Raw genomic sequence first — 20,068 nt, 5'->3', positions numbered from 1 at the left:
GTGGCCTCGGTGACATTGATGCTTCCCTGTCTGTTTTTTATCTGGCTGGGGTATTTTTATACCCCTAAAGAAAATGTGATTTTGGCATCTTCCGTGCTTCAGGCCTTTTTTATTCTCTATATTGCCCTGATGATTATTTTGTCCATTTTCAAGGCCCCAAAGGTGACAAGGGATGTGATTGCAGCGGCTGTTGTGGTTTATCTGTTTGCCTCCCTGCTTTTTGCCAAGCTCTACATGATTTTAGAGCTTGTCTATCCAGGCTCTTTTTCCATGGACCACAATCTTATTGTGGAATCACCAGGGGTGCTAAAGTATTTCAGCATTGTCACCCTGTCCACCCTGGGGTATGGGGATATTGTTCCCATGTCCAGCCCGGCAAGATCTTTGGTCAGTGTGGAAGCCATTTTTGGACAGATTTATCTTGCCGTCCTTGTTGCCCGGCTTGTGAGCATGCACGGGTCAGCAAGCTCAGGAAAAAAGGGCTGAACTGTTCTGGGAGAAATCTGCCAAAGCCAGGATTCTGAAATTTGAAGGGATTTTGACTTTTCCGGGAAAGATGAATATAGTATCGGGCACAAATCAGGCTGAAAAAGGAGGCGTTGCAGGATAAAAATGAGGTTTTCAGGGATGAGGATCGGGACCGGCACAGATGTCCATGAACTGGTACCCAAAAGGGATCTTGTCATCGGCGGGGTAAAAATAGATTACCCCCTGGGGCTGAAGGGCCATTCAGATGCGGACGTGCTGCTTCACTCCATCTGCGATGCCCTTCTCGGGGCGGCAGGACTCGGGGATATTGGTGAGCATTTCCCGGATACTGACCCGTCCTATAAAGGCATCTCCTCCTCTCGGCTCTTGGCTGCCTGCCTTCAAAAAATTAAGGCCCAAGATTTTAAAATTGTCAACCTGGACTGTACCCTGTTGGCACAGGCCCCGAAAATGGCGCCCCATAAACAGGCCATGACCGATCAAATTGCAAGGATCCTGGAAATGGATACCGATTGCGTGAACATCAAGGCCACCACAACTGAGAATTTAGGCTTTATCGGCAGAAAAGAGGGCATTGCAGCCCAGTCAACCGTGCTGCTGTATAAGGACACTTAAGTATACGGGAAAATTAAAATGAGTTTGAAAATTTACAATACCCTGAGCGGTAAGAAAGAGGAATTTATCCCCATCAATCCCGGGAAGGTCGGCATGTATGTCTGCGGGCCCACGGTTTATGATACCAGTCATATCGGCCATGCACGTTCGGTGGTGGTCTTTGATGTGGTTTACAGATGGCTCAAGCATCTGGCCTATGAGGTGACCTATGTGCGTAATTTTACGGATGTGGATGACAAGATCATAAAAAAAGCCAATGAAACAGGAAACTCCTGCACTGCCATCACTGAAAAGTATATTGATGAATTCCACAATGAAATGGATGAACTCAACGTGCTGCGGCCCACCATTGCACCCAAGGCCACAACCCACATTGATCATATTATCCGGTTTGTCCAGATGCTCATAGACAAGAAAAAAGCCTACCATGTGCCGGGGGGGGATGTTTATTTTTCCATCAGATCCTTTGAAGAGTACGGCAAATTGTCAGGCAGAAATCCTGACGATATGCAGGCCGGGGCCAGGATTGCCGTGGACGAGAAAAAGAAAAACCCCTTGGATTTTACCCTGTGGAAACCGGCCAAGCCAGGTGAGCCCTATTGGGAAAGCCCCTGGGGGAACGGGCGTCCCGGCTGGCATATTGAATGTTCGGCCATGAGCTATGAATATTTAGGAGAGAGCTTTGATATCCACGGCGGGGGCAAGGATTTGATTTTCCCCCACCATGAAAACGAGATTGCCCAGAGCGAGGCCGTGTTCGGGCAGCAGTTTGTCAAATACTGGATTCATAACGGGTTTGTGGATATCAACAATGAGAAAATGTCCAAATCCTTGGGTAATTTCACCATGATCAAGGAGGTGCTTGCCGATTATTCTCCTGAGGTGATCCGCCTGTTTTTACTCTCCAAGCAGTACAGGTCTCCCATTGATTACAGCGAGGAGAGCATGGGTGAAATTTCCACGGGCCTGGACCGGATCTACGCCTTTTTGGAGCGGCTGGAACTTGCAGGCCTGGACACGGGCGGTAACGGCAAAGGGGCGTTGTGGGAGGATTTTACCCGGGCCATGAATGATGATTTTAACTCTGCAAGGGCATTGGCGGCCGTGTTTGAGGCCGTGAAAAAGGGGAACAAGCTTTTGGACGACACCCGAGAAAAACCCGGGGATTCAGACCGGTCCTTGCTTGCTGATGTATATGCGGATATCAGGGCCAGTTCAGATATTCTGGGTATCTTTTTACTGCCGACCCAAAAATATTTTGCCGCCAAAAAGGAAAGGGGCATGGCTGACCAGGATATCGATCTTGCCTATGTTGAGGATCTCATTGCCCAGCGGGCCGCAGCAAGAACGGAGAAAAATTTTGCCAGGGCCGATGAAATAAGAGATGAACTCCAGGAGAGGAACATTGTGCTGGAGGACGGTCCCCAGGGAACGGTATGGCGATTTGAATAAGCGCGTCATCTGAATGGATGAGGATAAAGGGGCTGTAAATTTTATTAAAATTTACAGCCCTTTTGTCTGTTGACCCGAACCCAAAATATTTTATGAAAAGTGTTCGGGCCTTATTCTTTGGTGTTTGATTTCTTTTGTTTCTTTTGTTTGGGCGGCTTGTTCTTTCTGGGCGGGTGCTGCTTGGCCAGTTTGGCCCAGGCATCCCTGAGGGTTACGGTGCGGTTGAATACCGGGGCTGCCGCGGTGCTGTCTTTTTTGTCCAGGCAGAAGTATCCCAGTCGTTCAAATTGGAACACCTGTTCCGGAGCCGCATTTTCAAGGCATTTTTCAAGCTTGCAGTGATCCAGGATTTCCAGGGAGTCAGGATTTAGATTGTCCACAAAATCCTGGCCGTCTGCTTCCGGGTTTTCATCCTTGAACAAGCGGTCATAGAGACGGACTTCTCCGTCCAGGCTGTCATTGGCATTGACCCAGTGGATGGTGCCCTTGACCTTGCGGCCGTCAGGAGAGTTCCCCCCCCGGGTGGCCGGATCATAGGTGCAGATGAGTTCAATCACTTGTCCTGCCTCATTTTTAATCACCTCTTTGCAGGTGATTAAATAGGCGGCCCGAAGCCGCACTTCCCGGCCCGGTCCCAGGCGGAAAAACTTTTTAGGGGGGGCTTCCATGAAATCGTCCTGCTCCACGTAGATCTCCCGGGAAAAGCTCACCTCCCGCTTGCCAAGCTCGGGCTTGAGAGGATGGTTCATGGCTTCCAGGGTTTCGGTTTTGCCCTCAGGATAGTTTTCAATGGTCACCTTGAGGGGGCGGATCACCCCCATCACCCTCAGGGCCGTTTCATTTAAATCGTCCCTGAGGCAGGATTCCAGCAGTCCCATGTCGATTCGGCTATCTTTTTTGGACACCCCGATGATATTGCAGAATTTGCGTATGGATGCCGAGGTATATCCCCTTCTCCGCATCCCTTCCAATGTGGGAAGTCGGGGGTCATCCCATCCTGAGACCTTTTTTTCATCAATGAGCCGCTGGAGTTTACGTTTGCTCAATAGGGTATAGTTGATGTTCATCCGTGCAAACTCAATCTGCTGGGGATGGCAGGCAAGCGAGATATTGTCCAGTATCCAGTCGTAAAGGGGGCGGTGGTCTTCAAACTCCAGGCTGCACAATGAATGGGTGATCCCTTCGAGTGCATCTGAGATGCAATGGGTAAAGTCATACATGGGATAGATGCACCACTTGTCGGCGGTTCTGGGGTGGGTGGCCTTTTTCACTCGGTAGATGATGGGGTCCCTCAGGTTGATGTTGGGAGAGCCCATATCGATTTTTGCCCTGAGGGTGATCTCTCCCTCACTAAATTCTCCGTTTTTCATCCGGTCAAAGAGATCCAGGTTTTCGGCCACGCTTCTGTTCCGAAAAGGGGAATCTTTGCCCGGCCGGGTCAAGGTGCCCCGGTATTCCCTGATCTCTTCGGGGTTGAGGCTGCACACATAGGCTTTGCCCGTTTCAATGAGTTCTATGGCAAACCCGTAAAGCCGGTCAAAATAGTCAGATGCAAAAAAGGGGGTCCCATAGTCAAACCCGAGCCAATTGACCGTCTCTTTAATGGAGTCGATGTAGATCTTTTTTTCCTTGGCAGGATTTGAATCGTCAAATCTCAAATTGCATTTGCCGTCAAACTGGGCCGCCATATTAAAATTCAGACAAATGGATTTGGCATGGCCGATATGGAGGAACCCGTTGGGCTCAGGCGGAAACCGCGTGGCCACCCGGCCCTGGTTTTTATTTGTGCTGACATCTTCCTGGATAATGCTTTCTATAAAATGCCCTTTTTTATTCTCTTCTTCCATCTGTCCCTCATTTTTGAGTATTGATTTAAAAGAAAATTCATATCATATTCGTGAGTATGATTAAAGGGGGCAGATGCTTTGGCCGTGTAAAAAGATTACATTTTAAAACATTTTTCCCTTTGAAGGGGATTGGGGGCTTGTGGTAGTTTACTCCCCAAAGATGATCTTCTGACCCGTCTACTATTTTAGGAATTACGATCATGGATTTTAAGGCAGAAAAAAAGATTCTTCTGGTTGAAGATGACCTGCGGTTGGCCGCCCTGGTCAGCCGGTACCTGAGCAAGCAGGCATATCAGGTTGATGTGGAGCACCGAGGGGATCTGGCTGTTCAGAAGATTATCAAAGAGAATTCGGACCTTGTGATTCTGGATCTCATGCTTCCGGGCAAGGACGGGTTTTCCATCTGCCAAGAGGTCCGGCACCGGTATCAGGGCCCCATCCTTATTTTAACCGCCCGGGAGGGGGATATGGACCAGGTGGTGGGGCTGGAGATCGGGGCAGATGATTATGTGAAAAAACCAGTTGAACCCCGGGTTCTTTTGGCCAGGATCAGGGCATTGTTCCGCCGGGCAGTTCCCCCGTCGGCCCCTCTGGAAGCCACGGAGCTGACCTTTGGTGCATTGGAATTATTTTTTGCCTCCAGAAGGGTGACCCTGGAAGGAAGGGTGGTTGATCTGTCCACCAGCGAGTTTGACCTGCTCTGGCTTCTGGCTTCTGGCCTTCCGGGCCGGTGAGGTCCTGGACAGGGACCTGCTCTACCAGAGTGTCAAAGGCATTGAGTACGACGGTATTGACCGCTCCATTGATGTGGCCGTGTCCAGGCTGAGAAAAAAATTAAAGGACAACCCTGACCAGCCCTGTAAAATCAAAACCGTGTGGGGCAGCGGGTACTTGTTTGTGGCAGATGCCTGGACAATGGATTCTTCCGGATGAAACGAATTTTTATCACCATTTATATTTTGCTTTTGGGCACCCTTTTTACCATTCCCTTAGGGGTGGGGCCCATTGTCAAGGCGCTGTTTAAGGATGAAGTGCTCAAGGCGGAACGGGCGTTTGCAAGGGGGACCTTTTCCCTGCTGGCAGAACGGCTGGGCCGATTAGACCCCGGGAAAAGGCAGGAAGAGCTTGAGGTTCTCCAGAACAGGTTTGGCTATCCTTTAACCCTTTTGACCCTGTCTGAGGTGGACGTGGACAAAGGGGATCAGGCTGATTTTTTAAAGGGGCTGATCGTGGAAATTGATGAGCAAGAGACATTGGTCATGCGTCTGCCGGCCTCAAACTAGGCCATTGCCATGGGAGGGCCCTGGCCGGACCAGAAGCTCCATAAAAAGGCCATGGTGCTTTTTCTTTTATTGTTTGTTCTTTTTTTGACCCTCCCGGCCCTGGCCTGGACATTTTTTCTCAACCGGGATATCAGAAAAATCGAACAGAGTATTGCCCGGTTTATATCCGGAGATCATGGTGCGCGGGCGAAGGTCTCTAAAATATCTTCCATGACTGAAATTGTCCGGGCCTTTAACGCCATGGCCCGGAAGACCCAAAAATTGATAGCCTCGCAAAAGGACCTGGCCAATGCGGTTTCCCACGAGATCCGGACCCCCCTGGCCCGGATTAAATTCAGCCTTGAAATGGCAGGGGAGGAGAATGGAACAACAGGCTATATCAAGGAAATCAACACGGATGTAGAAGAGATCGAATCCCTTGTCAATGAGATGCTCACCTATGCCCGGTTTGAACGGGAACATGAATACTCAGCCGAGCTGTTCAACCATGAAATGGTCTCCTGGCTTGAAAACCTGGTTGATCAGGAGAGAAAAACCGCCCAGACAAAAGAGATTCGCTTTGTGCCTGAAACGGATCATCTCATTGCCCGGTTTGAACCCATTTACCTGGGATGGGCCGTGAGAAATCTTTTACGAAACGGTATCCGGCATTGTCATCATACGGTCTTGCTCTCATTGATTCCCGGCCCTTTTAGAATTAAAATCCATGTGGATGATGATGGTCCCGGTATTCCCCTCAAGGCCCGGGAAAAAATATTCACCCCGTTTTTTCGCATGGATAAAAGCAGGTCCAGGGAATCCGGTGGACATGGCCTGGGCCTGGCCATTGCCCAGCGGATCATCACCTGGCACTGGGGAAGTGTCCGGGTCAAAGATTCACCCCTTGGCGGGGCAAGGTTTACCCTGGTGATTCCCTTTGACAATGGACTTAAAAAGGGTGACTCTATCAGCTAAAAATTTCTTTTGATTTAATTGTCCTTTTTTTTGCAATTTGCAAAAAGAGACATAGACACAAAAGGGCATACAAGGAGAAAAAAATGGACCTGTTTTCAATTTCTGCAAAGGCGGTTTTCCAATCCCCCTCAAAAGCCATGCTGCCCGAGGCCTTGAGTGAAAAGGAACAAACCAGGGTCAGGCGATTCCATGAATCCATTGATCATTATTCTTTTACCCCGTTTCATACCCTTCCCGGTCTGGCTGAAAAATTAGGGGTCAAACAGATCTATGTCAAGGACGAGTCCTTTCGGTTCAAGCTCAACGCCTTTAAAGCCCTGGGCGCTACCTGGGCCCTGGCCAGGATGATTTGCCAGAAACTTAAAACAGATATTGATGAAACAGATTTTTCTTTTTTTAAGCAGGCAGGGGTTAGAGAACAGATCCAGTCCATGGTCTTTGCCACGGCCACAGACGGCAATTACGGCCGGGGGCTTGCCTGGGCCGCACGCCGCCTGGGATGCCGGGCAAGGGTGTTCATGCCGGCAGGAACCGTGCCTGCCCGGGTGGCCCATATTGAAGCTTTAGGAGCTCAAGTGAGGGTGATCGATGTCAACTATGACCAGACCGTGCGCATGGTCGCCCAAGCATCATTGGAAAAGGGGTGGCATCTGGTTCAGGATACGGCCTGGGAGGGATATGAAAAGATCCCCTTATGGGTTGTACAGGGCTATACCACCATGGCGGCAGAGGTTCTGGACCAGATCCAGGGAAACGAACTTGCCCTGCCCACCCATGTTTTTCTCCAGGCAGGGGTCGGGTCCATGGCTGCTGCCGTACTCGGATACTATGCCAATGCCTTAAAGGATCATTGCCCTGCAGCCTATGTGATTGAACCGGACCGGGCCGACTGCATCTACCGCTCTGCAAGGGCCGGGGACGGCAGGCCAAGAGGTGTTTCAGGAGCGCTGGATACCATGATGGCAGGACTTGCCTGCGGAGAACCCAATCCCTTTGCCTGGAATATTTTAAGGGATTTTTCGTCCGGGTTTGTTTCCTGTTCAGACGGGGTGGCTGCCCTGGGAATGAATATCCTGGCACGGCCCGAACCCGGGGATCCTGTTATTATTTCCGGAGAGTCCGGTGCGGTGGGGCCGGGACTCATCCAGGCCCTTATGACAGATCCCGGTCTTGGTCAGATCCGGGAGAATATGGGATTGACCCCTGAAAGTATTTTGCTCTGTTTCAGCACCGAAGGAGATACCGATCCTGTCAATTACCAAAAAATAATTGACCCGGCCGGGGCCCTAAAATAAATCATCCGGAAATGGTGCCGGATCGGCCCCATTTCCGGATGGAAATGAATAAATGTCTTTTTCTTATTTTTTCTTGGAACTCAGTTCAGGAAACTGATGGTAGAAAAATTCATTATTTTTTTCTTCTTTTTTTCCTTCTTCATTTTCCCTGAGCTCAATCCTGCGGATTTTGCCGGAAATGGTTTTGGGCAGTTCGTCTACAAATTCTATGATTCTTGGGATCTTGAATTTGGCCAGCACTTCAATGGTATGCTTGAACAATTCCAAAGCCAGTGCTTTTGAGGGCTCCTGGCCCTGGGCCAGAATGACAAAGGCTTTGACCAGTTGGTGCCGTTTGGGGTCAGGAACGCCCACAACTGCGGTTTCCATGACTGAGGGGTGTTCAATGAGCGCGCTTTCCACCTCAAAAGGTCCCACACGGAAATCAGATGATTTGATGACATCGTCTGAACGGCCGACAAACCACCAGTATCCGTCCTTATCAAAGGTTGCTTTGTCACCTGTGTAATAAAGACCATGGTGGAAAGCCTCAGCTGTTTTGGCTTCATTGTCGATGTACTCCTGGAACAGGCCGATGGCGCGCCAATTGCTCAGGCGAACCACAATGTGGCCGGTGATATCAGGTTCGGTGATTTCTTTGCCCTCGTCATCCGCCAGGATGACATCATACATGTATGAGGGATAGCCAAAGGAGCCCAGGCGCATTTTCTTTTCCATCCAGGGCGGGTTCCCGATCATGGCGGTGGATTCGGTCTGGCCGTAGAAATCCCGGATTTCCGTACCGGTCCCTTCTTTCCATTGTTCAATGACTTCTGGATTTAGAGGCTCGCCCGCACTGATGGAATATTTCATGGCGGAAAGGTCGTATTCTGACAGGTCAAGTCCGACAAAGGCTCGCCATGCCGTGGGCGGAGCGCAAAAGGAGTTGACCTTATACTTGGCTACAGCGCTGATATATTTCTTAATATCCAATGCCGTAAAATTAAACCCTGTGGCCGTAGCCCCCATGTTAAAGGGGGAGAAAAAGCTGGACCAGGCCCATTTTGCCCAGCCCGGAGCACTCAGGTTATGGTGTACATCCCCGGGTTCAAGCCCGATGATCACGGCCGAGGAAAGATGACCCAAGGGGTATGACACGGCAGAATGGCCCACCCGTTTGGGAAGCCCTGTGGTGCCCGAGGTAAAAAAGCAGAACAGGACATCTTCACTGTTGACATCGGCAGCCTCGGCTTCCGGGGCTTCCTGGGCAATATCCCCATAGGAGATCCATCCCTCTTTTTGTCCCAGGACAATTTTGGCCTTGGGGGTGCAGTCGGCTTTTTTCAGGGCATCATCCACCAGGTCTGTCAATCCTTCAAAAGAAACAATCACATCCGGCTCGTACGCCTCAAACCGGAACTGGATCTCTCTTTCCGTCATGGAGGTGGCCGTGGGTACAGAGACAAGGCCGCCCTTGATGCCGGCAAAGGTGGCAAACCATGTTTCCGGGACAATGGGGGTCAGCATGTAGAGGTTGTTGCCTTTCTCCACCCCTTTTTTCCGCAGAAAATTAAGAAGTTTATTCCCGTTTCCAGCCAGTTCTTTATAAGTATACTGGGCTTCGGCATCTGTATCCATATCTGTCCAGATCAAGGCCAGCTGCTCACCGCGTTCCTTGACATGGATTCCCTCGAAGATTTCTGCGGCCCAGTTAAATTTTTCAGGCAGCTCGGATTTGTTCAGCCTGTTGAAAAAAGCCTGTGCTTTGATTTCACGCTGATCCATATCCTGGATCTCATTCAGTGCCATTGCCTCTCTGTAAGTGCTTTCCAACGACATATCCTTCCTCCGATTTAGATGTTTACCCGCTATATTTTATCCTGCCGATCTGCTTTTGTTTTTTATGGGGTGAGGGTCTAAAATAAACTGGCCTGATTTTCAGGGGACCCCATCCGTTGTCCATCCGGGATATAGTGTCATAAAGCTGCGGGTTTTCCACAATCGGTTGAAATCTGATTTTATAGGTAGGTGGCTTTTGTGGTCTTTTATAGGCGAATCCATTCATCCTTTGTAGGTTCTATGACCTACAAGCGGCGATCGCCCCAATGGGGGCACGTCCCAACGCGGATTTATCCATGGGTTTTGGTCTTATTTAAATTTGCGAACCATAATATTTAAAGGGGAGATAAAATTATCCGTGGTGGTTTTGATTCCTGGGGTGGGAAAGGGGCGCTTTTTAACCTTGGGGGCTACCCTGAATTTTTATTTTTGGGGAGAAAGGCAGTTTCCCCTGGGCGGGCATGTTTAAATTCATTTGCCTGGTACAGGCACGGCTGCCCGTACCAGGTCAAAATCAGGCCTTGTTTTATTTATACTCTGGATTTTTTTTCAGGCCCGCAATTTTCAGACGTCCTGTTCCAAAAAACCAGGCCGCCCCCGGGGATAGGAACCGCAGATGTCCCTGTTACGGCATATATTCCCAGTTCGGAGGCTGTAAAGCTGGTATGGCTGCCGTCAAAGCCAAGATCATAGGCCCCATGCTCAGTCCATCCTTCTTCGGACAGAAACCAGATGCTCAGGTCCAGAATATCATCGGCGGAAGGGGGGCTAATATTAGGAATGTTCAGAATTCTGTGTCACGGTTTCGGTTCCCGGATCTGCCTCAGCGCCAGCGGAAGTAAAAGTCAGGTCCGAGAATGGGCCTTCAATCAGCCACGTCGGAGGAGTTGACTTTTGCTGGAGTGGAGTTCCTGGAACCATCTTTTCCATCTGTAAATAAATCCCTATCAAATTCCCAGCTCTTTATCCAGCCGGCCTTCAAAGAAACTTGCCAACTGGGAGATTGTCAGTAACCAATTTTGAATCGGCATTGTCCATTTTTTACTGGCGTTCTGGATCCCCATGTAAAGCAGCTTTAACAGGCTGTCCTGGTTCGGGAATGATCCCTTTGTTTTGGTCAGTTTTCGAAACTGTCGATGCACAGCCTCAATGGTATTTGTGGTGTATATTATCCGTCGAATCTCTTCTGGATATTTAAAGAAATGACTGAGGCGTTCCCAGTTGTTCCGCCAGGATTTTATCACAATCGGGTATTTGTCATTCCATTTATTTTCCAAGATATCCAGTTCTTCTTCGGCCAGATCCTTATTGACCGCTTTATAAACACGTTTTAGATCTGCCATAAATTCCTTTTTATTTTTGGAACCAACGTATTTCAATGAATTTCGGATCTGGTGGACTACGCAGAGTTGAACTTCTGTGTCCGGGAATATGGTCTCAATGGCCTCGGGAAAACCTTTTAGACCATCAACACAGGCAATCAGGATATCTTTTACCCCTCGGTTTGAAAGGTCTGTTAACACCTGCAGCCAGAAGTTCGCACCCTCATTCTCGGATATGTACAGCCCAAGAACCTCTTTGCGGCCCTCGATATTCACCCCAAGAATTGTGTAAACGGCTTTGCTGCCGACCTTTCCGTTTTCTCGTACTTTATAATGTATGGCATCAAGCCATATGATTGGGTACACATTTTCCAACGGCCTGGCCTGCCATTCTTTGACGGTATGGATGATTTTATCGGTAATGGTGCTCAGAGTGGCATTTGAAATCTCAAGTCCATAGATTTCCTGTAAATGGGAAGCCATATCATTATAACTCATGCCCAGGCCGTAAAGGGCTATTATCTTTCTTTCAATTTCATCGCTGAGCGTTGTCTGATGTTTTTTGACGATCTGTGGAGAGAAGGTTCCGGCCCTGTCACGCGGGGTTTCCAGCTCAAATTTACCATCCAGGGATTTAATGGTCTTTTTGCTTTTTCCATTACGGCGGTTGGCAGAAACTTCCTGCCCGAGATGGGACTCCAACTCTCCTTCAAGAGCAGCTTCAGCAAGATTTTTGATTAATGATGTAAGGACGCCGCCCTTACCTGTGAAGGGTTTACCTTCCTGGATGCCTTTAAGGGCTTTTTGAAAATCAAATTCGGTGTTTTCTTCGGTCATGTCAGTTCTCCTTATTTAGCTGAGTATATCAGCTTTCATTCAACTGACACAGAATTTTGAACGCCCTCGTAATATTGGTTGGTTTTGAGCAATACCAGGGTGCAGGCTTCCTGGATCTCGATGCCCGCGGATTTGAGCTGATCGTAAACTTGCGGGTTTTCCGTGTTTGGATTAAAAATCACCCGTCTGGGTTTAAGGTCGATGATTTCCTGGATAATTTTTTCCTGGCGGGCCACCCCCACATACAGGGCTACGGTATCTATGTTTTCAGGTATATCCAAAAGGCAGGTATAAACCGGCTTTCCCTCAATGGTGTCATATTTGGGGGCCACGGGCACAGGGGTGTGGCCGTATTCTTCGAGCATGTTAATGGCCTTGTTTGAGTATCTCTCTTTTAAGGGGCTGGCGCCTACCACAGCAACGGTTTCCATTTTTTCTCCTCCATTCGCATTTCCTATCCCGGCCGTTAATGGTATATTAATAATTCCGGCCTGGTATGGGGCTGGACAATTTTGGCATAAAGTATAAACCGCAAATTGGATTTTGTACAGAGGAGGAAGATGGGATTATTCAACCTGGTATCTGAATTTTCACCCAAGGGAGATCAGCCCGGCGCCATTGAATACCTGGTCAGGGGGGTGAAAGAAAATGAGCCCCACCAGGTGCTTTTAGGGGTCACAGGATCGGGCAAAACTTTTACCATGGCCAATATCATCAACCAGGTGGAAAAGCCCAGTTTGATTATTGCCCCCAATAAAACCCTGGCAGCCCAGCTTTATAACGAATTTAAGATGCTTTTTCCGGATAATTGTGTGGAGTATTTTGTCTCCTATTATGATTATTATCAGCCTGAAGCCTATATCCCCTCAAGCGATACCTATATTCAAAAGGATTCCTCCATTAATGAGCTCATTGACAAGATGCGCCATTCTGCCACACGCTCTGTTCTGGCCAGAAAAGATGTGATCGTGGTGGCCTCGGTCTCCTGTATTTACGGCCTGGGTGCGCCGGAAGATTATCTGGACCTGAGGATCACCCTGGACCGGGATATGGAGATGCCCAGAGAAAAGCTGATTGCCGGGTTTGTTAATATCCAGTATACGAGAAATGATACGGATTTTCACAGGGGCACCTTCAGGGTCCGGGGGGACCGGGTGGAGATCTTTCCGGCCTATGAAGAGGAAAAGGCGGTGCGCATTGATTTTTTCGGGGACACCATTGAGGAGATTTCAGAGATTGATCCTTTGAAAGGCTCGGTTCTGGCCTCTTTTGACCAGATGGTGATTTATCCGGCCTCCCACTATGTAACCAAGAAACAGACCCGGAAAAAGGCGGTTGAAAGGATCATTGCTGAATTAAAAGAACGGCTGGAGTTTTTGCGCAAGGAAAATCAGCTGGTCGAAGCCCAGCGTCTGGAAGAACGGACCCAGTATGATATTGAGATGCTCAACGAGATCGGGTATTGCAACGGGATTGAAAATTATTCCCGGCATCTCACCGGAAGAGCACCGGGAGAACCCCCGCCTACGCTTTTAGATTATATTGATGATGAGTTTTTATTGTTTTTTGACGAGAGCCATATCTCGGTCAGTCAGCTTGGGGCCATGTACAAGGCTGACCGGTCCAGAAAAGAGACTCTGGTAAGGTTCGGGTTCCGCCTGCCCTCTGCCGTGGATAACCGCCCTTTGAAGTTTGAAGAATTTTACGAACGGGTGCCCCAGACCGTTTTTGTTTCAGCCACCCCGGCCGACTATGAGATGGAAAAGGCAGGCCACAGGGTGGCAGAACAGATCGTCCGTCCCACAGGGCTTTTAGATCCTCCCATTGAAATCCGGGATGCAAAGACCCAGGTGGATGATCTCTACGAAGAGATTCTCAAGCGGGTGGAGGCCAAAGAACGGGTTCTGGTCACCACCCTGACCAAGCGCATGGCCGAAGATCTTACTGATTATTATACGGATCTTGGGATCAAGGTTAAGTATCTTCACTCGGACATCGGCACGGTGGAGCGGATCGATATTATCCAGGACCTTCGCCGGGGCCTGTTTGACGTGCTCATCGGCATAAACCTGCTCAGGGAAGGGCTGGACATTCCCGAAGTCTCCCTTGTGGCCATTCTGGATGCGGACAAGGAAGGATTTTTGCGGTCATTTAGATCCTTTATCCAGATTTTCGGCAGGGCCGCCAGGAATGCATTCGGCCGGGTGATCATGTATGCGGAAAAAGAGACCAAATCCATGAAAAAGGCCATATCGGAAACCAACCGCCGCAGAAAGATCCAAAGAGAGTACAACCAGGCCCACAACATCACTCCCGCAAGCATTTCCAAGAAGATCAACCCCTTTGATTATTCCATGTCTGACCGGGATAGTGACCCGGACACGGCCGCTGCGGTCAACGAGGAAATTCAATCCTATGAGGGAGAAGAGCTGGATCTGGAAGATCTTATCAGGGACCTGGAATACAAGATGAATTTGGCAGCCGAAAACCTGGAATTTGAGCAGGCTGCCCTCTACCGGGACAAGATCAAGGAACTCGCCCGGATTAAAACGGATCAGCCATGATTTCCCCTTTGATTGAAGAAAAGTACGGCCAGGCCCCCCACCTTCCCGGGGTCTATCTTATGAAGGATAAAAAGAAAAAGATTCTTTACGTGGGCAAGGCCAAGGATTTAAAAAAGCGGCTCTCCTCTTATTTTGTCAAAAAAGAGCAGACAGAGGCCAAAACCGCAGCCCTGCTGGCCCTGGTCGCAGATTTTGATCTGGTGATCACCCAGTCCGACCATGAGGCCTTTATTCTGGAGGCCAACCTGATCAAGGCCCATGCACCCAAGTACAATGTGCTGTTAAAGGACGGGAAAAATTATCCTTTGCTTCGCATTGACATGAACCAGACCTATCCCTCCATCCAGAAGGTTCGGCAGATCAAAAATGACAAGGCCCTCTACTTTGGGCCGTATTCCTCGGTTAAAAGCGTCAACCAGACCTTAAAACAGATCCAGAAGATTTTTAAACTCAGAAAATGCAAGGATACCCAGTTTAAGAACAGGTCCCGGCCCTGCCTCAACTATCAGATCAAGGCATGTCTCGGGGTCTGCTGCATTGAGGTGGACCCTGAAGAGTACAGGGCATTGGTAAAGGATGCGGTTCTTTTTTTACAGGGCCGGTCCAATGATGTGGCCAAAAAGCTTAAACGGGAAATGGCGGCCCATGCCAAGGCCCAGGCCTTTGAAAAGGCCGCCCAGGTCAGGGATATCCTTTTTGCCATTGAACAGGTGATGGAGCGGCAGGTGGTGGTCTGCCCGGACCAGAAGGACAGGGATGTCATGGGCCTTGCCTGGAAAAGGGGCAAGGCCGTGGTCACGGTGATGCGGGTAAGATCAGGCCTGCTCATTGATACGGCCCATTATCCCCTGGATCTTGGGTTTAAGGAGGCAGACGAGGTGCTGGCCGCATTTATCCCCCAGTATTACAAACAAACCTGTGAGATCCCGGGATTTATCCTTGTGAGCCGTGCTGTTGAGAATCCGGGCAGGATTGAAGATGAACTCTCCTCACTGGCCAGCCATAGGGTCCGCGTTCATCATCCCATCCGGGGGGAAAAACGGCAGCTTACCCGGATGGGAGTTGTCAATGCCCAAAAAGAACTTGAGAAGATCCAGCTCAGGGAAGAAGAGGCCCAGGCTGCCCTGGTGATGCTTAAAAATCTTCTGGGCATGGAAAAACTGCCCGAGCGGATTGAATGTTTTGATAATTCAAACCTCCAGGGCAGGGACCCTGTGGCCGCCATGGTGGTCTTTACCCATGGCCGGCCGGACAAGAATGCCTATCGAAAATATATTATCAAGGATATCCTTCGTCAGGATGACTATGCTTATATGACCCAGGTGCTAACCCGGCGGTTTCTCCGGTCAAAAAACCAGATGGCCCGGCCCGACCTTTTGGTGGTGGACGGGGGCAAGGGGCAGCTTGGCATGGCCATGGCCGTGGTCAAAGACCTGGGCCTTGAAGGGGAATTCTGCCTGGCAGGCCTGGCCAAAAAAGACAAGGCCAAGGGGGAAAAGGCGGACAAGATCTATCTTCCGGGCCGGTCAAACCCCCTGAACACGGCCCAGGCCCTTAAAGCCCTCTTTCTTTTGGAGCAGGTCAGGGATGAGTCCCACAGGTTTGCCATTACCTTCCAGCGCAAGCGCAGGGAAAAAAGAGGGCAGGCCTCTGTTCTGGACGGGCTTCCCGGCATCGGTCCCAAGAAAAAGAAACTGCTTTTAACCCGGTTTAAAGGGGTGAAAAATATTCGACAGCAGACGCCTGAGTCCCTGGCCCGGGTGCCGGGAATTACCCGGGAAATGGCCCAGGAGCTGCTCATCGCCCTTGGAGACTAAATCTATTTTGATTGTTCATGGGCATGCAAATCTTAAAAATTATTATTGGCCCGGTTAAAAAAGATTGGCGATATCTTGAAACTCCTGGTAAATAACAGAGCGGGTGCGGATTGTCCTTATTAAATCAGACCCCTGTTGAAAAAAGAGGCAATATTGCCTTGACCAAGGTATGGCAGACACAATTAATATTTACGGATCACTTGGATCCGGGAGAAGAAACATGAGCGACGAGTTTGAAGACAAAGGGACCCAAGATTTTGAAGAGATGAGTTTTGAACAAATGTTTGAGTCCTACGATAAAAAGGTGAGCCAAGAACTCAAACAGGGGGATATGGTCGAAGGGCAGATCATCTCCATCGGGCGGCAGTCTGTATATATTGATACGGGCACCAAAAGCGACGGGGTGGTGGACAAGATTGAACTGCTGGATGAAAATAATGAATTCCCCTATGCGGTCAATGACCTAATCAAACTCTATGTGGTCTCCTTGAGCGAAAGTGAAGTGATCCTGTCCAAGGCCATTTCCGGTGCCGGCATGGCCAACATGCTTGAAGATGCCTATCGCGGCAGAACCCCGGTTGAAGGCAGGGTGGCAGAAGTCGTCAAAGGGGGATTTGCCCTGGATATCCTGGGAAAAAGGGCCTTTTGCCCGGTGAGCCAGATGGATGTTAAGTATGTGGAAACCCCTGAAGATTATTTGGGCCAGACCCATCATTTTCTCATTACCCGGTTTGAGGAAAACGGCAGGAATATCGTGGTCTCCCGCAGGGAACTGCTCAACGAGCAGATCAGAGAAGAGCGGGCAGCTTTCATGAAAACCATTGACGCAGACGATCTGGTTCAGGGAAAAGTGACCAAGCTGATGTCCTATGGGGCGTTTATGGAATTGGCACCCGGGGTTGAGGGCATGGCCCATATCTCCGAGCTGAGCTGGTCCCGGGTGGAAAAACCCGATGAGGTGGTCCATGTGGATGATCTGATCATGGTCAAGATTTTGAAAATTGAAAACTGGGATTCGGACAACCCTAAAATTTCCCTTTCTGTCAAACAGACCTCGGGCAATCCCTGGGACAATATGGGCACGACATTTAAACCCGGGGACCAGGTCAGCGGGAAAGTGGTCCGCATGGCTTCCTTTGGGGTGTTTGTGGAAATTGCCCCGGGTGTGGACGGGCTGGTGCATATCTCTGAGATGAGCCATGTCAGACGGGTGGTTCGCCCCGAAGACGAGGTCAGCCAGGGCGAGACCGTGCAGGTGGTGGTCAAGGCCATTGACATGGACAGCAAACGGATTTCTTTGAGCATGAAAGATGCGGCAGGAGATCCCTGGACAGGGGCCAGCGCCAAGTATGCCCCCGGAACCGTGGTAGAGGTCACCTTAGAGAAAAAAGAAGGGTTTGGGCTTTTTTTGAATCTGGCACCTGGAATCACTGGGCTGATGCCCATGTCCAGCATCCGCCAGTCCGAACAAGGATCAAAATTTGAATCCCTTAAACCCGGTGATCAGGCACAGGTTCTGGTTCAGGATGTGGATGAGGACAAGCGCCGCATTACTCTGGCTCCCCCGGATCAAAAGGATCCGGATAATTGGAAAGCCTTTGCAGGGGCCCAGAAATCCAAATCCATGGGTACCATGGAAAGCCTGTTCCGGGAAGCCATGGCCAAAAAGAAAAAATAGCGCCCCGGGACAATCGTATTCATCCGGAATTTAGCCCTGGTTTTTATCCAAAGCCGGGGCTTTTTTCTTGACCCAGGCCAGGCCTGCCCTGCCCATGAGATGATACAGGGGCAGGCCAATGGGAAGCAGGCGCTCTGACCAGGGCCTTAAATATGCCAGCCTGGACAATGTCCAGAATAAGGTTGGAAAATTATCTGTCTCAAATAAAAGGTTAGCCCCTTTCCGGTTGATCTTCCAATGTTTTCCTATGGATAAGGCCTCTTTTTTTTGGGCCATGGTCACAATGACCTGAAACGGGCCTTTGGGGTCATAGGGCCGGCCCGGGCTTTTTTGAACTGCCATGACAGCGGCATTGGCCAATTGTTTTCTCCAGGCAGACGGGGTGAACCCCGGTTTTTTTTTGTCAATTTCAAAACAGCTCACCCCTGGGATGAATTTTCGGGTATGATTGCGGGCAACAGGACAGCCTGAAAAGAAGAAAAACGGGATGGGGGCAAGGGCTGCACCAAAAAGCTGGGCTTCGGATATGAGATCGTTTTTGATGGTGATATTTGCGATTCTCGAGGTCAGGGTATGGGGTAAAAACCCCCGGCTGCCTTAAGGGGCGTGCATGCCCAGCATGATCAGTCCCTGGAAATGCCTGACATTGCCCATCCCCGGCACATGCCCCTGGCGATAGCCCTGGGAGAGGGTGGCATTGTCATGGACAAGCCTGGGAATGATATTGTATCCTGTTCTGTGGAAATCCTGGATATGAATTCGGCCCACACCCGAGTTAAACAATGCCTCTACCACGGCGTTGAGATCCAGGGTCATGTCAAGGCAGGCCTGGGGCCAGCCCTTGCCCATAAACCGGGCAGCCTCCCGGGTATGGCAGCCTGAACTGCCCTCAATATCTGCCAGGATGAGAATGGATTCAGGAATCCGTTTCTGGGCGGTTTGGGCTCTGGGCTTTGTTTTGGCCCCCATATCTCTCAATTCAGGTGGTTTCATTTTTTTCCAAGTTGTAATTTTGGACCTCTATAGTCTGGAATAAGAGGAATCCTATGTGCACAGGCCCGTTTAATCAAGGGTTTAATTTATGGGGGGGAATCTATGGGGTTTAATATGGGGATTTAAAAATTTATGTTACCCCGTTTCAAAAAAGCATTCACTCTGATATCTTTGGCTGGACTATAATTTTGAGAACCGGGACAGGACAGGGGGATGGGCTGAAATTTCAACTCCCGGCCATCCTGTGACGGGTCAAGGATGATGCAGTCCAAAAAGGACAGGAAAAATGGAACAAGGAAACATTTTACAAGAAGCGGTTTTTCCATGATCAGATCAGGTTTTTTGGGGAATTCACCCCTTGATCACCGCGGGTTTACCCTTGTGGAGGTGATGGTGGCCATTATGTCTATACCGATTTCATGATGCGCGGGTGTGTTTTGTTGTCCTAAACGGAGATTTGGCAAAGGTATATACCCGGCAGCTTCAGGGGGCTTTTATCATTCCGGGTGACACCGCCTGCATATTGAGCTTTCCAAAGATAAAATGATGGCAATTGCATTGAACAATTTATTATCCCTTTTCAAAAAAGCTTTTAATCTGATATTCTGACCCAAATTCAAGAGTTGAAAATTAATAAACAGGTCTATGCCCAAAAAATTGGGACCCTGAGTCTCGTAACTGTGGAATGGCTTGTCAGTAAAGGAGGGGCACGGTAATGGGACAGGAAACCATCCTTTTTGTGGATGATGAGAAATATTTGGCAGAAGTGGGCAAGGAAATGCTTGAAGATTATGGATATGAGGTGGATACCCTTACCGATCCTCTGGCTGCCCTGGCCTTGTTTGAAAAGGATCCAAACCGGTATGACCTGCTGATTTCCGATTATACCATGCCCGGAATGACCGGAGACCAACTGGTGGCAAAAATTCACGATTTAAGGAAAGATTTGCCTGCAATTCTCTGTACAGGTGTGCGGCTTGCCCCTGAAATTGAAAAAATCAAAGGGGTGTCCAAAATATTGTTAAAACCATTTAACATGGATATGCTCATCCAGATCGTTAAGGATGTGTTGAATGAACCTGGCACCTGATACTCTGGGCGCTT

At 49.5% G+C, this 20,068-nt stretch carries 17 protein-coding genes and 1 pseudogene; 12 read left to right on the top strand and 6 right to left on the bottom strand.

Annotated elements, in window-relative coordinates; translation table 11 throughout:
* Nucleotides 1-18 precede the first annotated feature (18 nt).
* From HUN05_20000 to HUN05_19990, 3 genes are all read left to right on the top strand, one after another.
* A complete protein-coding gene (locus HUN05_20000; protein ID WDP87127.1) occupies nt 19-486 on the top strand; it encodes a hypothetical protein in 468 nt (155 codons plus the stop codon).
* Between the two features lie 141 nt (nt 487-627).
* On the top strand, nt 628-1,104 hold the full coding sequence (locus tag HUN05_19995) for a 2-C-methyl-D-erythritol 2,4-cyclodiphosphate synthase (GenBank protein WDP88157.1): 477 nt from the start codon (nt 628-630) through the stop codon (nt 1,102-1,104).
* A gap of 18 nt (nt 1,105-1,122) precedes the next feature.
* On the top strand, nt 1,123-2,556 hold the full coding sequence (locus HUN05_19990) for a cysteine--tRNA ligase (protein WDP87126.1): 1,434 nt from the start codon (nt 1,123-1,125) through the stop codon (nt 2,554-2,556).
* Nucleotides 2,557-2,666: 110 nt separating this feature from the next.
* Here the strand turns inward: HUN05_19990 and HUN05_19985 are convergent, their stop codons facing one another.
* On the bottom strand, nt 2,667-4,403 hold the full coding sequence (locus HUN05_19985) for a glutamine--tRNA ligase/YqeY domain fusion protein (protein WDP87125.1): 1,737 nt from the start codon (nt 4,401-4,403) through the stop codon (nt 2,667-2,669).
* Between the two features lie 200 nt (nt 4,404-4,603).
* Between HUN05_19985 and HUN05_19980 the strand changes: the two are divergent.
* The 4 genes and pseudogenes from HUN05_19980 to HUN05_19965 all read left to right on the top strand — a co-directional run bounded on the left by HUN05_19980 (nt 4,604) and on the right by HUN05_19965 (nt 7,935).
* Nucleotides 4,604-5,336: pseudogene (locus HUN05_19980) on the top strand (response regulator).
* Nucleotides 5,333-5,686, top strand: a complete 354-nt coding sequence (locus HUN05_19975; GenBank protein ID WDP87124.1) for a hypothetical protein — start codon at nt 5,333-5,335, stop codon at nt 5,684-5,686. Before HUN05_19980 ends, HUN05_19975 begins: the two are co-directional and overlap by 4 nt.
* 9 nt (nt 5,687-5,695) lie before the next feature.
* Nucleotides 5,696-6,640: a hypothetical protein gene (locus HUN05_19970; protein ID WDP87123.1), complete on the top strand. Its 945-nt coding sequence runs from the start codon at nt 5,696-5,698 to the stop codon at nt 6,638-6,640.
* A gap of 83 nt (nt 6,641-6,723) precedes the next feature.
* Entirely contained in the window at nt 6,724-7,935 is a 1,212-nt protein-coding gene (locus tag HUN05_19965) for a diaminopropionate ammonia-lyase (GenBank protein ID WDP87122.1), read from the top strand.
* Nucleotides 7,936-7,998: 63 nt separating this feature from the next.
* On the opposite strand, the gene HUN05_19960 is transcribed toward HUN05_19965, so the two are convergent.
* The 3 genes from HUN05_19960 to HUN05_19950 form a co-directional block, all read right to left on the bottom strand.
* Nucleotides 7,999-9,753, bottom strand: a complete 1,755-nt coding sequence (locus HUN05_19960) for an AMP-binding protein (GenBank protein WDP87121.1) — start codon at nt 9,751-9,753, stop codon at nt 7,999-8,001.
* Between the two features lie 947 nt (nt 9,754-10,700).
* Nucleotides 10,701-11,912, bottom strand: coding sequence for an IS256 family transposase (locus HUN05_19955; protein WDP87120.1), 1,212 nt, complete (start codon nt 11,910-11,912; stop codon nt 10,701-10,703).
* Between the two features lie 35 nt (nt 11,913-11,947).
* A complete protein-coding gene (locus HUN05_19950) occupies nt 11,948-12,343 on the bottom strand; it encodes a CoA-binding protein (protein WDP87119.1) in 396 nt (131 codons plus the stop codon).
* Nucleotides 12,344-12,472: 129 nt separating this feature from the next.
* Between HUN05_19950 and uvrB the strand changes: the two genes are divergently transcribed.
* From uvrB to HUN05_19935, 3 genes are all read left to right on the top strand, one after another.
* Nucleotides 12,473-14,476: an excinuclease ABC subunit UvrB gene (gene uvrB, locus HUN05_19945; GenBank protein WDP87118.1), complete on the top strand. Its 2,004-nt coding sequence runs from the start codon at nt 12,473-12,475 to the stop codon at nt 14,474-14,476.
* A complete protein-coding gene (uvrC, locus tag HUN05_19940; GenBank protein WDP87117.1) occupies nt 14,473-16,293 on the top strand; it encodes an excinuclease ABC subunit UvrC in 1,821 nt (606 codons plus the stop codon). Before uvrB ends, uvrC begins: the two co-directional genes overlap by 4 nt.
* A gap of 220 nt (nt 16,294-16,513) precedes the next feature.
* Nucleotides 16,514-17,971 (top strand): 30S ribosomal protein S1, encoded by a 1,458-nt coding sequence (locus HUN05_19935; GenBank protein WDP87116.1) that lies wholly within the window; start codon nt 16,514-16,516, stop codon nt 17,969-17,971.
* Nucleotides 17,972-18,001: 30 nt separating this feature from the next.
* Here HUN05_19935 and HUN05_19930 read toward each other — a convergent pair whose 3' ends face one another.
* On the bottom strand, nt 18,002-18,331 hold the full coding sequence (locus tag HUN05_19930; protein ID WDP87115.1) for a hypothetical protein: 330 nt from the start codon (nt 18,329-18,331) through the stop codon (nt 18,002-18,004).
* A gap of 237 nt (nt 18,332-18,568) precedes the next feature.
* The gene (locus HUN05_19925) at nt 18,569-18,964 is read right to left on the bottom strand and encodes a M55 family metallopeptidase (protein WDP87114.1); all 396 of its coding nucleotides are present in this window, start codon (nt 18,962-18,964) and stop codon (nt 18,569-18,571) included.
* A 324-nt stretch (nt 18,965-19,288) separates the two neighbouring features.
* Between HUN05_19925 and HUN05_19920 the strand changes: the two genes are divergently transcribed.
* Both HUN05_19920 and HUN05_19915 read left to right on the top strand, forming a co-directional pair.
* Entirely contained in the window at nt 19,289-19,387 is a 99-nt protein-coding gene (locus HUN05_19920; protein WDP87113.1) for a prepilin-type N-terminal cleavage/methylation domain-containing protein, read from the top strand.
* 292 nt (nt 19,388-19,679) lie between these two features.
* Entirely contained in the window at nt 19,680-20,054 is a 375-nt protein-coding gene (locus HUN05_19915) for a response regulator (GenBank protein WDP87112.1), read from the top strand.
* The last annotated feature ends 14 nt before the right edge of the window (nt 20,055-20,068 follow it).

It is taken from the genome of Desulfobacter sp. (assembly GCA_028768545.1).
Taxonomy (GTDB): domain Bacteria; phylum Desulfobacterota; class Desulfobacteria; order Desulfobacterales; family Desulfobacteraceae; genus Desulfobacter.
This window is presented reverse-complemented; position numbering and strand designations above follow the sequence as displayed.